The organism is Eubacterium sp. SB2 (genome assembly GCF_001244405.1).
GTDB classification, from domain to species: domain Bacteria; phylum Bacillota; class Clostridia; order Lachnospirales; family Lachnospiraceae; genus Faecalicatena; species Faecalicatena contortus_B.
Window position 1 is genome coordinate 224596 of record NZ_LN865151.1, and the last position, 14674, is coordinate 239269.

General features: G+C 43.5%; 18 protein-coding genes. 7 read left to right on the top strand and 11 right to left on the bottom strand.

What is annotated here, in order from left to right:
* The 4 genes from BN1938_RS05885 to BN1938_RS05900 all read left to right on the top strand — a co-directional run bounded on the left by BN1938_RS05885 (window position 1) and on the right by BN1938_RS05900 (window position 4129).
* Window positions 1-1371: an MATE family efflux transporter gene (locus BN1938_RS05885; protein ID WP_050639706.1), complete on the top strand. Its 1371-nt coding sequence runs from the start codon at window positions 1-3 to the stop codon at window positions 1369-1371.
* Window positions 1368-1901 carry a methylated-DNA--[protein]-cysteine S-methyltransferase gene (locus BN1938_RS05890; RefSeq protein ID WP_050639707.1) on the top strand — a complete coding sequence of 178 codons (534 nt, stop codon included), beginning with the start codon at window positions 1368-1370 and terminating at the stop codon, window positions 1899-1901. The genes BN1938_RS05885 and BN1938_RS05890 overlap by 4 nt, the downstream gene beginning before the upstream one ends.
* Before the next feature lie 132 nt (window positions 1902-2033).
* On the top strand, window positions 2034-2729 hold the full coding sequence (locus tag BN1938_RS05895; RefSeq protein WP_050639708.1) for a response regulator transcription factor: 696 nt from the start codon (window positions 2034-2036) through the stop codon (window positions 2727-2729).
* Window positions 2729-4129, top strand: a complete 1401-nt coding sequence (locus BN1938_RS05900) for a HAMP domain-containing sensor histidine kinase (RefSeq protein ID WP_050639709.1) — start codon at window positions 2729-2731, stop codon at window positions 4127-4129. The genes BN1938_RS05895 and BN1938_RS05900 overlap by 1 nt, the downstream gene beginning before the upstream one ends.
* 186 nt (window positions 4130-4315) lie before the next feature.
* Here BN1938_RS05900 and BN1938_RS05905 read toward each other — a convergent pair whose 3' ends face one another.
* The 10 genes from BN1938_RS05905 to treR form a co-directional block, all read right to left on the bottom strand.
* Window positions 4316-4855: a DUF1697 domain-containing protein gene (locus BN1938_RS05905; protein ID WP_050639710.1), complete on the bottom strand. Its 540-nt coding sequence runs from the start codon at window positions 4853-4855 to the stop codon at window positions 4316-4318.
* Window positions 4856-4951: 96 nt separating this feature from the next.
* Complete coding sequence (locus tag BN1938_RS23875; RefSeq protein WP_369794745.1) at window positions 4952-5149, bottom strand: GNAT family N-acetyltransferase; 198 nt, start codon at window positions 5147-5149, stop codon at window positions 4952-4954.
* Between the two features lie 118 nt (window positions 5150-5267).
* Entirely contained in the window at window positions 5268-5708 is a 441-nt protein-coding gene (locus tag BN1938_RS05915; protein WP_050639711.1) for a GNAT family N-acetyltransferase, read from the bottom strand.
* Between the two features lie 240 nt (window positions 5709-5948).
* On the bottom strand, window positions 5949-6413 hold the full coding sequence (locus BN1938_RS05920) for a GNAT family N-acetyltransferase (protein WP_242843813.1): 465 nt from the start codon (window positions 6411-6413) through the stop codon (window positions 5949-5951).
* A gap of 50 nt (window positions 6414-6463) precedes the next feature.
* On the bottom strand, window positions 6464-7099 hold the full coding sequence (locus tag BN1938_RS05925) for a CatA-like O-acetyltransferase (RefSeq protein ID WP_050639713.1): 636 nt from the start codon (window positions 7097-7099) through the stop codon (window positions 6464-6466).
* Between the two features lie 27 nt (window positions 7100-7126).
* On the bottom strand, window positions 7127-7369 hold the full coding sequence (locus BN1938_RS05930; protein ID WP_050639714.1) for an AbrB/MazE/SpoVT family DNA-binding domain-containing protein: 243 nt from the start codon (window positions 7367-7369) through the stop codon (window positions 7127-7129).
* Between the two features lie 109 nt (window positions 7370-7478).
* The gene (locus BN1938_RS05935; protein ID WP_050639715.1) at window positions 7479-7946 is read right to left on the bottom strand and encodes a GyrI-like domain-containing protein; all 468 of its coding nucleotides are present in this window, start codon (window positions 7944-7946) and stop codon (window positions 7479-7481) included.
* Entirely contained in the window at window positions 7943-9277 is a 1335-nt protein-coding gene (locus BN1938_RS05940) for a replication-associated recombination protein A (RefSeq protein ID WP_050639716.1), read from the bottom strand. The genes BN1938_RS05935 and BN1938_RS05940 overlap by 4 nt, the downstream gene beginning before the upstream one ends.
* A gap of 110 nt (window positions 9278-9387) precedes the next feature.
* The gene (locus BN1938_RS05945; RefSeq protein WP_050639717.1) at window positions 9388-9981 is read right to left on the bottom strand and encodes an SOS response-associated peptidase; all 594 of its coding nucleotides are present in this window, start codon (window positions 9979-9981) and stop codon (window positions 9388-9390) included.
* A 21-nt stretch (window positions 9982-10002) separates the two neighbouring features.
* Window positions 10003-10734 (bottom strand): trehalose operon repressor, encoded by a 732-nt coding sequence (treR, locus tag BN1938_RS05950; RefSeq protein WP_050639718.1) that lies wholly within the window; start codon window positions 10732-10734, stop codon window positions 10003-10005.
* Window positions 10735-11043: 309 nt separating this feature from the next.
* Here treR and asrA point away from each other — a divergent pair, with 309 nt between their 5' ends.
* From asrA to asrC, 3 genes are read left to right on the top strand one after another with little or no spacing between them, the layout of a single operon-like run.
* Window positions 11044-12078, top strand: coding sequence for an anaerobic sulfite reductase subunit AsrA (gene asrA / locus BN1938_RS05955; RefSeq protein ID WP_050639719.1), 1035 nt, complete (start codon window positions 11044-11046; stop codon window positions 12076-12078).
* Window positions 12079-12091: 13 nt separating this feature from the next.
* Window positions 12092-12883, top strand: a complete 792-nt coding sequence (gene asrB / locus BN1938_RS05960) for an anaerobic sulfite reductase subunit AsrB (protein ID WP_050639720.1) — start codon at window positions 12092-12094, stop codon at window positions 12881-12883.
* An 18-nt stretch (window positions 12884-12901) separates the two neighbouring features.
* The gene (asrC, locus tag BN1938_RS05965) at window positions 12902-13969 is read left to right on the top strand and encodes a sulfite reductase subunit C (RefSeq protein WP_050639721.1); all 1068 of its coding nucleotides are present in this window, start codon (window positions 12902-12904) and stop codon (window positions 13967-13969) included.
* A 115-nt stretch (window positions 13970-14084) separates the two neighbouring features.
* Here the strand turns inward: asrC and BN1938_RS05970 are convergent, their stop codons facing one another.
* On the bottom strand, window positions 14085-14564 hold the full coding sequence (locus BN1938_RS05970; protein ID WP_082202834.1) for an alpha/beta hydrolase fold domain-containing protein: 480 nt from the start codon (window positions 14562-14564) through the stop codon (window positions 14085-14087).
* Window positions 14565-14674: the final 110 nt, after the last annotated feature.

Genomic DNA, 14674 nt, shown 5'->3' on the forward strand with positions numbered 1-14674 from the left:
ATGGAAGCAAAAGGGAAAAAAGAAATTTCATTTACGGAAGGTTCTGTGGGAATTGCGCTTATAAAATTTGCAGTTCCCGTTTTGGGCGCATTGGTTCTGCAGGCGGCATATGGAGCGGCTGACTTGCTGATCGTCGGAATATTTGGCGATGCGGCAAGTATCTCAGCAGTAGGCACAGGCAGTGTATTTATGCATATGATTACATTTATCATTACAAGTCTGGCTATGGGTTCCACGGTCATTATCGGTCAGCATATTGGGGAGAGGAACCCAAAGGCGGCGGGGGATACGGTCGGCACAACCATTATTATGTTTGGGGCACTCGGTATCATAGTGACCATACTGCTGGAAGTATTTGCGGAAAATATCGTGCATATCCTTCAGGTGCCGGCAGAATCAGTGGAGAAGACAATTCAATATATTCAGATTTGTTCGGGTGGTATTATTGTTATTATTGCTTATAATGTCATTAGCAGTATCCTCAGAGGTGTTGGAAATGCGAATCTGCCGTTTCTATTTGTTGGGATAGCATGCGTGGTAAATATTATCGGAGATTTATTTTTTGTGGGAGTCTTACATATGGATGTTGTCGGAGCCGCACTGGCAACGGTTCTTGCACAGATGGTATCGGTAATCATATCATTAGCGGTTTTAAGACGGAAGAATCTGGGCATTATTTTTTCAAAACAGCAGCTGAGGGTATCCGAAACGGAGCTGAGGAAAATTCTGCGGGTTGGAGTCCCCATTGCTTTGCAGGAGACAACGGTACAGATTTCGTTTCTGGTGATTAATTCTATTATTAATGGTATGGGGCTGATGCCATCAGCAGGCTATGGAGTTGCACAGAAGTTGGTTTCCTTTATGCTGCTGGTTCCTGTTTCTGTTATGCAAAGTGTGTCCGCATTCGTTGCACAAAATGTTGGTGCAGGCAAACATAAACGCGCATTCAAGGGATTCTATACGGCTATGCTTGGCGGCGGTATAGTGGGAGTTTTCATGTTTTTATTCAGCTTTTTTGGCGGAGAGCTTATTTCTTCCATATTTTCCGGTGATCAGGAAGTTATTGCGCAGAGCGCCGCTTATCTGAAAGGATACTGCCCTGAATGTATTCTGACCTGTGTATTGTTCAGCAGCATCGGATACTTTAATGGAAATGGGGTGTCAAAGCCTGTCATGTTCCAGGGAATCATCTCAGCTCTGTGCATTCGGATTCCTGTCTCTCTTTTTATGTCAAGGCTGCCGGGTTCATCACTGACATATGTAGGATTAGCCACGCCGATCGCAACGGTTTGGGGAATTGCATTTTTTGCATGTTGTTTTATATGGTTCAGAAAAAAGCAGAAGAACTTATTTGGAGGTGTAATGCAATGATTTACGTATATCATTATAATTCCCCATTGGGGGGCATTACGATTTCAAGCAGCGGAACAGCGATAACAGGTCTTTGGTTTGACGGGCAGAAATATTTTGGTGTTACACTTCCAGAAAACTGTGAAGAAAAGGAGCTGGCTGTTTTTGATGAAGCAAAACGCTGGCTGGACATTTATTTCAGCGGAAAAGAGCCGGATTTTACACCGCCGTTATTGATGCAAACCACGCCCTTCCGCAAAGCAGTATGGGAAATTCTGCTTACCATTCCCTACGGGCAGACGATGACCTACGGCGGGATCGCGGACAGGATTGCAAAGCAAAAAGGCCTCGATAAAATGTCGGCACAGGCAGTCGGAGGCGCCGTTGGGCACAATGCCATTTCTTTGATAATACCCTGCCACAGAGTAGTCGGAACCAACGGAAGTTTGACGGGTTATGCAGGCGGGATCGAGAAAAAGGTGCAGTTGCTGACACTGGAAAAAGCAGATATGTCGGCATGTTTTGTACCAAAAACAGGAACGGCAGTATAATCCGGGAATAGCGCGGTCACGTAAAATCGGAGTAATATGTTATACCCAAAGGGCATGAGTTACGGGGTGCCCTTTGGGTATGCTATTTTACATAGGAATACCGGATTCACAGCGAAATGGGAGGAATGGATAATGTATACAATTCTGGCGGCGGACGATGAGGCAGAGCTTCTGGATGTACTGGAACTATATCTGGACAGAGAACATATCGGGATCAGAAAGGCGAAGGACGGGATCGAGGCAATGGAAATCTTCCGGAGGGAGGAAGTGCACCTTGTCCTTCTGGATATTATGATGCCCGGGCTGGACGGATATGCGGTACTCAGAAAGATCAGGGAGACCAGCCGGATTCCGGCCATTATGCTGACTGCGAAGAGTGAGGATTATGATAAGATCCTGGGGCTGGAACTGGGGGCGGATGATTACATCACAAAACCTTTTAATCCTCTGGAGGTTGTGGCACGTATCAAAGCGCAGCTCAGAAGAAATTATGACTACCGTGAAGAAACAAAGCAGGCCAGGGAAGTGCTCCGTCTCAGGGGACTGCTGCTCAGCGAAGAGGAAGGGACAGTGGAGCTGGACGGCAGGGCAGTAGAGCTGACATCCACGGAGTTTAAGATTTTAAAGCTGTTCATGGGACAGCCGGGAAGGATCTTTACAAAACAGCAGATTTTTGAAAGCGTGTGGGAGGATTCCTACGCGGGGGACGACAATACTGTTATGGTACATATCAGCAACCTGAGGGGCAAGCTGGAGCAGTCGGGCGGGCAGCCGCCTCAGATTAAGACAGTAAAGGGCCTGGGTTACAAGATGGAGAGGGAGACGTGATGAGAAAGAGAAAAAAGTCAGGCAGCGTATTCAGGCAGCTGGTGGGCAGTTATGTTCTCTTTGCTGTCTTTCTGGTAATAGGACTGAACGTATGCATGTTCGGGATACTGATTGGCATCGGGGGCGGCAGTATCGAGACTCTGGCGCCCTATGATATGGTGGACGGCAGCGGCAAAATCCAGAATCTGAGTGTACTTGAAAAAAATGGCGGCTGGATTGAAAAGCTGGATGAAGACTATCGCGTTCTGGAGGTATACGGAGATAAACTGGATGAACCAAAGTCGTATACCCAGGAAGAGATCTACGAATATCTGGTGACCGATAATTATCTAGAAACGACTGCCTCAGCAAAGGATTACAGAGGATTTATAAAGACGGTGAAAAAAGGGGGACAAACTTTCTATTATTTAATTAAAATAGACCGGAAGGCGCTGTCAATGACTTATAATTATAATGCAGGGAGCAGCCAACAGGGCAGGAAGCTGACCGTCGGGTTTCTTTTATTGTTTGTACTGTTCTTTGCCGGCAATTGCTTTCTGATGAGCCGTTATCTATCCAGAAAGATACGCAGGCCATTGAGGGAGATCACCGGTGGAATGGAGCAGGTGATTAAAAACGGTGTGGATCAGGTGCGGCTGGATTTTCGTGCACAGCGTGAGTTCGAGGAGATACGTGATAGTTTTAACATCATGACGGAACGCCTGGAAGAGGAGAAGCGGGAAAAACGGATCAGCGAAGAAAAGAAAAACCGTATGCTGCTGGAATTGTCCCATGACATCAAAACCCCTGTCTCTACGATTAAAAGTTATGCAAATGCGCTGGAGGAAGGGCTGGTAAAGGCGGAAGACTTGAAGGAATGCTATCGGATTATAGACAAAAAGGCGGCCAGGGTGGATGTGCTTGTCAATGAAATGTTCCTGCTGCTGAAGCTGGACAACCCGGAATATGAGCTGGAGCCGGAACAGACAGACCTCTGCGAGCTGGTGCGCTCAGCATGCGCCGAATACTATGAAGAGCTGGAAGACAAGGGAATTGAGATGCATATTGAGATCCCGGAGACTCCAATTACGGCGGCTGTTGACAGAAAAGAGTTTACCAGAGTCATTGAAAATCTTCTAAGTAATATTGGAAAATACAACCGGACCGGGCAGGGAGCCTGGATCACCGTCAGGGAATCAGGGGGAAGAGCGGAGATTATTGTACAGGATGACGGGGAGGCGGTTGCAGAAGATATCCGCCCGATTCTGTTTGATCCGTTTGTGCGCGGGGATAAAGCAAGAATATCCAAAGGCGGAACCGGGCTGGGGCTTGCCATAGCCAGGAAGATTGTGGGCAAGCTGAGCGGAACGATCGAGTATGCTTATGAGGAGGGGAAAAACCGGTTTAAGATTACACTTTGAATGATGATGTATAGGATCATGCAACAGAGATCCTGCAGTACTTTTGCAGCACTGTGCCAGCTGGATAAAAGTACTGCAGGGCCTTTGTTTTCCAAATGAAAATTGTACTCTCAACGATCTCTGTTGCAATAGAGAAGACTGGATGCTGTCAGGCTATCAGCTTTCAAACGGCCTTGCTGCTTTATATCACAGCCCAACTATTTTTCTTACAGTATTTGCTGTTCGTATTGTAATCTTGTCCTTAACATTTGCACGGGCTGTCTTTGACCACCAATTTGTTTTCTGATAATCCTTCCGGCTAAATGACCAGAAAATTACATTTTTGTAATTATGCACTTTCTCATATTCCGCTTTCGGCTTGCCGATTTCATCAAAAAACTCTTCATAAGATAAAGGGGGCAAAAGAAATATAATGTTGTCGTATATTTCCTTATTACTATCTCCCCACCAATCAGGAGCATTAATTAATAGTTCTTTTAATTTTTCCTGCAAAACAATAAAAACTGGAATATCTAAATCAAATCTATCTTTAATTATTCGTTTAACTTTGTTGGAAAGAACGTTTTTATCATCAATAACACTTGAAAAGATTACATTACCACTATTAAGATAAGTTGTAATATCTGTAAAACCAAGTTCTGCAAAGGCCTCTTTTAATTTACTCATGTCTATCTTGTTTTTACCGCCAATATTTATTCCCCTAAACAAGGCTATATATCTTTTCATATGAGACTTTTTCCTTTCTAAACACCGGGTTATTATTTGGAATCGTCAGCTAATGGCTTTTCCTATCGGAAATCACACTCCTAATTAGAATGCCGCTCAGATGCTGCTTCTATGTATATACATCCTATACGCTCTTGTAATCTCGGGTTCGCCATCTCCCTGAACCATACAAAAAAATTCCCAGCCATAACGCTCATAAAAAGAGGTGTGATTTGTTATAAGATATAAGGTATCAATTCCTTTCTCCTTCATGTCCATACATACATAATTCAATAAAGTACCGGCAACTCCAATGCAGCTTGATTCTTTATTTCAGGCATTTCTATTAGACGTATTATTTTATAATTCATTTGATTTATTCCTCCGTCAACTCCCCATTTCTATGCTGTTGAACTTTCAAATAATTGGGGATTTATCGTTCTCTTTTCAGATAAACCATATCAACCAGTTGTATTCCATCTTCAAACATTGGGTGATCGTAATTATCTACAAAAAAGTTCTTAATTCTATGGGATTCTGTAAAACCACATTTTTTATAAAAAGATAGGGCCGAAGGACAGTCTCCAGTACCAACATACAGAACAGTGCAGTCGGAATAAGAATTAAATAAAAATTCTATCAGGCTTTTCCCGTAGCCTTTACGTTGACATTCGGGCAGCACTGCAATGTTTTTAAGCTCATAAATGCCATCGTTTTCATTGGTTATCACACATTCAGCTTTTATGCCATTATCATCCAGAACAAACATTTCGCCTTTTTCAAGGTATTTGTCTATCATACTTTCCTGCTCATCAGCCAACAACAGCAAATCAATATATTCTTTTTTTTCACCTGTAACTTTTTTGATATTCATTATTCACCTCTACAACTTGACAATGACCTTACTACTTTTTAAATCTTTGAACCGCCGAGACTGTAATGATAAAAAGGATTAAGCCAATACCAGTGACGGAGTAAAATATTCCTGTACTCCAATATAGATAAGCGCACACAATCAAAAGAATCAATAACAAAATTGCCATGACATTCAAAATTATTACGCTCTTTTTCATACATATCTCCTCACAAATTCTGATTATTAACGAACTATAAATTAACGAATCTTTTCTTTTTTCTTGATATTGAATCCTGTTTTTAAATATAGCTTTATAGCACCCTGGTTCCATTCGGCTACCTGTAAGACAATTTCATTATAGCCTTGTTCTTTTATATGATTCATTCCCCATAGTAACAACTTTTGTCCTATTCCCAACCTTTGAAATGATTTTCTGACAATCAGATCGTCTATTTCATTTCCAAAACAAGTAACAGCCCCTGCTATAACTCCGTTTTGCAGGTAAATAAAAGTAGTGTCTATTTTATCGCTCATTTGAGAATATTTAGAATAATAATTAATTGGTTCAATCTCCAAATCTTTTCTCATTTCATAGAAACATTCATTATAAATCCGCATGTATTCATCCCAATATTTTTCTTGGAAGGGAACACAAAGTATATCATTATGGTATTCTAAGGCTTCTTTAAATGACAACTCATAAGCGATTATCTCTTTCATCATGATATCTCCATCGATTCAAATTTCCCAATCCTACAAACTGAAATTTGATATTATCCAACATTCAATTCTTCCTGAAATTTTTCAAAAAACAATGCAACATGATAACCATCTGCGATTGCGTGTGATACTTGTATGGTAATAGGTAATATATAACGGTCATTTACTTGTTCATATTTCCCTAAAGTAATCATCTTTACAATCTTATTCTCCAATGATTTTGAATTAGAAGAAAAATGTTCAAAATGTAACCACGGTATACAAGAAACATTAAATATATTGGCTGGCAATTCTCCTTGAGGAACAATTGTTGTAGAGTTTGCATACTTTTCCACTATTTCTTTATATTGAACATTATAGTCATCACAATCTTCTTGCATTTCTGCATAAAGGGTGCAGAATAATCTAGTATCTTTATTCATTGAAGAGAAAGTAGGTACTATCTTATTCCATTTAATCAGTTTATCATTCAAAATATCATATTTGAAATTTTCAATTACATTTATCGCTTTATAAAGTCGATACAACATTACTGCTTGAAAATTAAGAGTTTCTTTTTTGCATTTTTTTAGAACCTCTGTTACGTCTACTTTAGCAGTGAATTCAATTGTAGTTCCTACACTCATAAAATAATGAAAATAATCTGCTCGATTTAATCTTTGTAGGTCTATCAATTCATATTTTTCCATAAGCACCTCGTTCAATTCTAATTTAAATTACCAAACCTCTCTTCCTACGGTTTCACCCCAGTCATACTCGCCGTCCAAATTTAGTTTTCCCTGAAACTCGGCAGCTCTTTCTTCAAGTGTTTTATGTCTAAATGGTTTAACCAAAGTGATCATGCCGTTGGCTACTTGAACATCTAATACATCATCAATAGAAATATTTGCTTCCTGCAGGATATCTTTCGAGATGCGTATTCCCTGACTATTGCCCCATGCTTTAATATGTAACTGCATAAAAACACCTCCATTTGTTATGGTATATACCATTGACGTAAACGAATCAACTAGTTCTACCCGTTTGATTTATCTTGTTATTCCTGAATATTACCTTAACAAACTGCAATTACTGAACTCTGTCAATAGGAAAGAACATATAATTTTTACCGGTTTTAGGACAAGTAAAATCATGTACTGCTCCTGCCAATGTAAGATTATTATCAACCATATACTGTATCATCTCAGAAAATGTATCATTACCAGCACATTCCACATATAAATACTCATAGCCAGGAATGTTCCATTTCGTCCACCCCTCTGGTGCAGCGGCGTCATCATCACATTCTGCTCCCGCAAGGTATACCCCTTTAGTATAATTCTCTTCCCAGGGTTTAAATGAATAGGAGAAATCAGACATAGCTCCCCAGATACCCACGATATGTCCTTGTTCATCTTTTTTTGCCAGATGCTGTATTTCACAAAATGCTCCATTCGCATCTTCCCATAATTTCTGTATAAAACCATCCCCATCTAACGTGGAGCCTTCTTTTCCGATCACAACAAATGATTCTTTTACACATCTCTTTACTTTCATAATTCTCCTGAGGGGGGCATATCCCCTTTCCATTTCCGGATCGCTTCGAACCTCTTTTTAACCTGCAGTTCCTCCCCTTGTCCGGTCGGATGATAATAGTGCCGGTCTTTCAGGGAATCCGGCATGCACTGCATGTGCGTCAATTTTTCTTCCGTATCGTGCGCATATTCATATCCTTTTCCGTACTCCAGTTCTTTCATCAGGCGGGTAGGCGCATTGCGGATCTGCAGAGGAACCGGTTCGGCCCGCAGATTGCGGACATCCTTTTTACAGTCTTCACATGCGGTATAGAGTGCGTTCGACTTTGGAGCAAGAGAGAGATAAGTGACCGCGTGTGTGAGATGCACGTCGCATTCCGGCATGCCCAGAAAATGACAGGCCTGATACGCAGCTACCGTAACCTGCAGGGCATGGCTGTCCGCCATTCCGATGTCCTCGCTGGCAAAACGGATCAGGCGGCGGGCAATATAGAGGGGATTCTCCCCGCCCTCCAGCATTCGCATCATCCAGTAGATAGCCGCATCGGGATCACTGTTTCTCATGGATTTATGCAGAGCAGAGATCAGGTTATAATGTTCTTCTCCATTTTTATCATAGAGGAGCGATTTTTTGCTGATACACTGTTCCAGCCCCTCATTCGTTACCGTGATTCCGGCTGCGCTGATTTCTCCATTCAGCACCGCCATCTCCAGTGTGTTCAGGGCCGTTCTGGCGTCTCCATTTGCAAAAGCAGCGATGGCCTCAATCTGGGCAGGCGTAATATGTACATTCTGACCGCCGAAACCGGAAGGACTCACCAGGGCATGGCCTAAAAGTTTCACCAGATCCTTTTCTTCCAGTGCTTTCAGTACAAATACGCGGCAGCGGGAGAGCAGAGCGGCATTGACTTCAAAGGATGGATTCTCTGTCGTAGCGCCAATGAGTATAATGCTGCCCTTCTCGACAAAAGGCAGAAATGCATCCTGCTGGGCTTTGTTAAAGCGATGGATCTCGTCTACGAACAAAACGGTACGAATTCCCATGCGCCGGCTCTGTTCGGCCTGATTCATGACTTCTTTGATTTCTTTTATTCCGCTGGTAACGGCGCTGAAATTAATAAAATCAGCTTTTGTCTGTCCGGCGATAATGCTGGCAAGAGTGGTCTTGCCAACACCCGGAGGCCCCCAGAATATCATAGAAGAGATCTGGTCCCGTTCGATCAGCTGCCGGAGGACCTTCCCCTTTCCGAGCAGATGCTCCTGCCCCACAAAATCTTTGAGCGTATCCGGACGCAGGCGGCTGGCAAGAGGGGCCGTCTGCCTGCGGTCGTCAAATAAATTCATTTGTTCCATAATGTTCATCTCCTGTTTCAACATCTGGCGGGATGCCTGCCGGTCTATAATCAGACGCCGGTCGGTGTAAAGCGGAACATCCCGGAAGGGAAAATGTCTGGCAGAGCTGTTTACATGTTGGTAAATGGCAGGCTCTGCTGTTCGTATTCGGTGTCTTTTTTCAGTGGGCCGGGAACTTTTCTGAGAATCAGCTCCGTCTGATCATCGTCAAACAGCCAGGCGTCCAGCTCCTGCCTGTCAAGGACCAGCGGCATCCGGTTGTGTACGCTCTTCATAGAATCGTTGGCCTCTGTTGTCAGGATCACAAAGCGGGGGCCTTCCTCATATTCCTTATAGAACCCGGCCAGAAAGCAGATGCTGCCGTCCGGGTTCTGAAAGGTATATTTTTCTTTTTCGGAATTCCATTCATAAAATCCAGTGGCGGGTACGGCACACCTCCTGGTACGTACACTGTCTTTAAACGTTCTTTTTTCCATAGCAGTTTCGGCCCGGGCATTGATAATCAGGCTTTTACTGCCGAATCCGGGGAATCCCCAGGTAAACAGCTCCTCTGCAAATTCATTGTGATGCCCGGTAATGACGGGGGCTGTATTAGACGGATAGATGTCTTTTTTTCCGGAAACAGACATTTTCCTGTCCAGATGACGGACAAGCTTTTCAATCTCCTGGGCTGTCTCGTCGTCAATATAATAACGTCCGCACATGTCTCAAACTCCTCTCAGATGTTATACAGGCCCCCGCTTTCTGGTTGCAGTATCCTGGAAGCAGAAATAATCGGGGCGGTGCCTGGACTGGGTAAACTCAAACATGATACCGTCAGAATTAAATGTCTGGCCGCTGATAACTGCAAGGCAGTTATAATCGTTCAGTTCCAGATACTTTTCGTCAATTTCGGTGGCACGCTCCACGGTCATCTTTCTCTTACTGGTTACAATAGCCATTCCCAGTTCATTTTCAATATATTCATAAATGGATTTTTCCGCGATTTTTTTTGTAAGCCCCGGCACAAGAGATTTGAGAAACATATTAATATCCAGGATCAGTGCCTTATCCTCCAAATAACGGACCCGCTGAATATAATACAGCTCGCTTCCCACGGCAAAGCCTGTATTTGCCGATACTCGGGCATCGGCCGTGATTTCTGTGAACTGAATGACTTTCGTGGAAGTCTTCCGGTGGTTTCTCTCTGCGGATTCCTTAAAACTTTCGATCCCCCCCAGCGTAAAATCAGCCTGATCCACCGGCTGATAGATTACGCGGACTCCCTTTCCGTGCAGGGACTGTACATAGCCCTGCTCTGCCAGTTCCAGGACGGCACGCCGGATTGTGTTCCGGGAACTGCTGTATATGTCCACCATTGTATTTTCAGAGGGCAGCAGCTCCTGATAAGGGTATTCACCGTTTTCTATTTTTTGTTTCAGATCCTTGTATATGGATTCAAATTTTGCTTTTGGCATGGTATATTTTCCTTTATATTGGCATACTTGTTTAAACATCTAATTTTATTATAATTCATAGGATAGAGATGTCAAGTCTTTGTGAGGGAAGGTTGGTGTTTATCTGCGGAGAGAAAATAACAACAATAATTATATTTTATCATATAATAATAATAAATAATTTTTTATTATAGTAAATTAATGGTAAGATAAATAGGAATGTGATACCGGAGTTACTGGTCAGACCGAACAGTAAAATTTCTGGAACGAAACAGTTCAGGCAAGTCTAAATGGTTACTCTGGGACAACAATGAAAAGGAGGCTTTCAGAATGGATTATGTACTTAATACCGCTCAGGCCGATGAGGTTCTGTGCGCACTCAAAAAGGACTACTGCGTTTATGCCCCGAAGCGTTTCCTGAAAGAAGGGCGTTTTTCGGATACCGACATTATCCGCTATGACCAGGTGGATCATGTCAGCGAGATTGTATGGGATGCAAAGTCAGATTATCCTGCAAAGGAGGTAATCAATCCAATCCAGGAGACAATTCTTTATTTCACGGAAGACGAGTACCGTGAGAGTAAAGGACCTAAAAAACCAATTCTGATACTTGCCCGTCCCTGTGATATCAATGCACAGCATATTCAGGCAAAGATTTTTGCTGGCAACGGAGGGTATGAGGATTTCTATTATCAGCGTGTCAGAGAGCGGGTTAAGTTCGCCATGATGGAGTGTAATGGGGGAGACGATACTTGTTTCTGTGTTTCAATGGGAACGAACCGGACGGATGACTACTCACTGGCGCTTAAGTTTTCAGAAGAAGGGCTGAAGGTTCATGTGACGGATGAGAGTTTCCAGCATTATTTTGAAGGGATGCCTGACACCAGCTATACACCGGTATTCGTAGAGGAGAATGAACTGAAGGTCAGGATTCCTGATCTGTCGGATAAAGAGGTGCGTAAGGCACTTAAAAAACATCCGATGTGGAAGGAATTCGATGGAAGATGCACATCCTGCGGCAGCTGTACGGTGGCATGTTCTACCTGTACCTGCTTTACGACACGGGATATTCTCTATGGGGATAATCCGGAAGTGGGAGAGCGCCGCCGGGTGACTGCTTCCTGCCAGGTGGAAGGGTTTGACCAGATGGCAGGGCAGAGAGAGATGCGAAGTACTGCGGCGGACAGGATGCGCTTCAAGGTCTTACATAAGTTTTATGATTATAAGGCGCGGTTTGGGGATTCCCACATGTGCGTTGGCTGCGGCCGGTGTACACACCGCTGTCCGGAAATGATATCGATTAGTGCAACTGTTAACAAAATGAATCATGCGGTGGAGGAGATTAAAGCCGGCATGGAACAGTAAAGGAGGGACTGTTATGATGAATCCTGTTATGCCAAAACCGTGCACAATTCTGGATGTGCACAAAGAAAGCGAGCATGAGTGGACTTTCAGAGTCGCTTCTGATGTCTGTCCAGCTCATGGCCAGTTTATGCAGCTGTCTATCCCAAAGATTGGTGAGGCTCCAATCTCTGTTTCGGCACAGGGCGAGGGATGGCTGGAGTTTACGATCCGTTCAGTAGGGAAAGTGACGGACTGTATCTTTTCAAAGGAGCCGGGAGATATACTGTTCTTACGCGGACCTTATGGAAAAGGGTGGCCTGTCGATGAATTTGCCGGGAAACATATAATCGTTATTACAGGGGGAACGGGCTTGGCACCGGTGCGCTCTATGCTCCGCAGTTTTGCAGAGAAGCCGGAATATGTGAAGAGCGTGCATCTTATTTCTGGCTTTAAGAATGAGGAAGGAATCATTTTCAGCGGGGATCTGGCGAAGTGGAAGGAGCAGTTTGTTACGACCTATGCGCTGGATACCGACAAGAAGGAAGGCTGGAGGACTGGCTTTGTAACAGAATTTGTAAAAGAGATCCCATTTGACGAATTTCAGGGAAATTATGCAGTAATTGTAGTAGGACCGCCGCCGATGATGAAATTCACCGGGCTTGAACTTATGAAATACAACGTAGATCCGGAGAAGGTCTGGATGAGTTTTGAGCGGAAGATGTCATGTGCCATCGGAAAATGCGGGCACTGCAGGATTGATGAGGTCTATGTCTGTACAGACGGACCTGTGTTCCCCTATACAATAGCACGTGATTTGGTGGATTGAGAAAGGAGTGTAAATGGTATGAATCAGGATATTAATATCAAAAAACTGCGGATTAACTGCTTTCGCCAGTCCAAAGTCCCCGGACAGTTTATGCTGCAGATGAGGGTTCCGGGAGGATTCATTGATTCCTCCTATCTTTCAGTGATTGAGCATATTGCAAAGACTTGGGGCGATGGGAACTTCCATTTTGGAACAAGGCAGACGTTCGATATAACCGGTATTCCTTATGAGAATGTTCCGGCCGTGAATGCTTATTTGGAAGATTATATCAAAGAGGTGGATGCCCAGCTTTGCCAGGTAGATATGGACACAGTATCGCATGAACCTCAAGAATGGGATCCAAAGAGCGGATACCCGACAATCGGTGCACGGAATATTACGGCATGTATCGGGAATTACCACTGTATCTGTGGAAACTGCAATACATATGAACTGGCGCGGAAGATAGAGCCTATCATTTTCCCAAGCCATTATCACATTAAGATTAATATTGCGGGATGCCCGAATGACTGTAATAAGGCACATTTGTGTGACTTCGGAATCATCGGGGTGGCGCGTATGGTTTATCACCCTGAACGCTGCATTGGCTGCGGCGCCTGTGCACGCACATGTGAAAAGGCATCTACCAGAGTGCTGAAACTCAATGAAGATACCGGAAAGATCGAGAAGGATGCCTGCTGCTGCATTGGCTGCGGCGAGTGCGTCAGAGCATGTCCAACCAGTGCATGGACCAGAGAACCCACGAAGTATTACCGCGTAATCTTAGGCGGCAGGACAGGACGCCAGACTCCGCGTACCGGTAAGATGTTTCTGAATTGGGCAACAGAGGATGTAGTTCTTTCCGTTCTTCGCAACTGGCAGAAGTTCTCTGCATGGGTTATGGACTATAAGCCGGAATATCTCCATGGCGGCCATCTGATTGACCGTGCGGGTTATAAGAAGTTCAAAGAGATCATTCTGGATGGGGTGGAGTTGAATCCGCAGTGTCTTGTGGCAGAAGATATTTTCTGGGATGAGACAGAATACCGTTCGAACTTTAATGTGAAGCCGCTGGGAATGCATCAGACGGCAGGGCCGGCTGAGTAAAACTTTATAGAGTTTATGGGGCAGCAGTACTGACGGATTAACGTAGTGCGGCTGCCTTTCTTTAAGTACATTAAATTTACTTTTTAGTTAATCCTCTTTGAACTGGAACGTGTCATCACCTTTCACTAATCAAATTTTTAATGAAATCTATTCGCTTTTTTACATTTGTTCGACTAATTTTTGCATTCAAACAAGAATCATATCTATGGAAAGTACCGTGCGTTTCGTTTAAAATGACGCTTGTACCCATTAATTTCAATTTATATGCATATGCAATTCCTTCGTCATGGAGGCAGTCATATTCGGCGGTTTCTATATAAGTTTTAGGTACCTTGCCCGGTAATTCATTATCCAGCGGAGAAGCTTTTATTCGCTCCTGTTCATTTTTCCCTTTCAAATAATACTTCCACATCTTTTGATTATTAACAGCATTCCAAAGAGGCGTGTCCACATATACTTTCATTGATTCTGAAGATAGTGTAGCATCTGTAACCGGATAAATCAGCATTTGCCCGCAAGGTGGTACTAATTGCTCTTTTTCGCAGATGTTTATAAGACAAGCTGCTATAGCTGCACCTGCACTATCGCCGGCGATTCCCCAGGTGTCCCGCCATCCATTCCATAGTTATTATAAAAAACTCTTGACTTGTTTAAACAAGTATGGTATAAAATGATTAAAGGACTTGTTTGAACAAGTTGGACAAC

Bases quoted from the DNA above. Each gene is read 5' to 3' on its own strand.
- BN1938_RS05885 (WP_050639706.1), top strand. From the start codon at position 1: ATGGAAGCAAAAGGGAAAAAAGAAATTTCATTTACGGAAGGTTCTGTG.
- BN1938_RS05890 (WP_050639707.1), top strand. From the start codon at position 1,368: ATGATTTACGTATATCATTATAATTCCCCATTGGGGGGCATTACGATT.
- BN1938_RS05895 (WP_050639708.1), top strand. From the start codon at position 2,034: ATGTATACAATTCTGGCGGCGGACGATGAGGCAGAGCTTCTGGATGTA.
- BN1938_RS05900 (WP_050639709.1), top strand. From the start codon at position 2,729: ATGAGAAAGAGAAAAAAGTCAGGCAGCGTATTCAGGCAGCTGGTGGGC.
- BN1938_RS05905 (WP_050639710.1), bottom strand. From the start codon at position 4,855: ATGAAAAGATATATAGCCTTGTTTAGGGGAATAAATATTGGCGGTAAA.
- BN1938_RS05915 (WP_050639711.1), bottom strand. From the start codon at position 5,708: ATGAATATCAAAAAAGTTACAGGTGAAAAAAAAGAATATATTGATTTG.
- BN1938_RS05920 (WP_242843813.1), bottom strand. From the start codon at position 6,413: ATGATGAAAGAGATAATCGCTTATGAGTTGTCATTTAAAGAAGCCTTA.
- BN1938_RS05925 (WP_050639713.1), bottom strand. From the start codon at position 7,099: ATGGAAAAATATGAATTGATAGACCTACAAAGATTAAATCGAGCAGAT.
- BN1938_RS05930 (WP_050639714.1), bottom strand. From the start codon at position 7,369: ATGCAGTTACATATTAAAGCATGGGGCAATAGTCAGGGAATACGCATC.
- BN1938_RS05935 (WP_050639715.1), bottom strand. From the start codon at position 7,946: ATGAAAGTAAAGAGATGTGTAAAAGAATCATTTGTTGTGATCGGAAAA.
- BN1938_RS05940 (WP_050639716.1), bottom strand. From the start codon at position 9,277: ATGGAACAAATGAATTTATTTGACGACCGCAGGCAGACGGCCCCTCTT.
- BN1938_RS05945 (WP_050639717.1), bottom strand. From the start codon at position 9,981: ATGTGCGGACGTTATTATATTGACGACGAGACAGCCCAGGAGATTGAA.
- treR (WP_050639718.1), bottom strand. From the start codon at position 10,734: ATGCCAAAAGCAAAATTTGAATCCATATACAAGGATCTGAAACAAAAA.
- asrA (WP_050639719.1), top strand. From the start codon at position 11,044: ATGGATTATGTACTTAATACCGCTCAGGCCGATGAGGTTCTGTGCGCA.
- asrB (WP_050639720.1), top strand. From the start codon at position 12,092: ATGATGAATCCTGTTATGCCAAAACCGTGCACAATTCTGGATGTGCAC.
- asrC (WP_050639721.1), top strand. From the start codon at position 12,902: ATGAATCAGGATATTAATATCAAAAAACTGCGGATTAACTGCTTTCGC.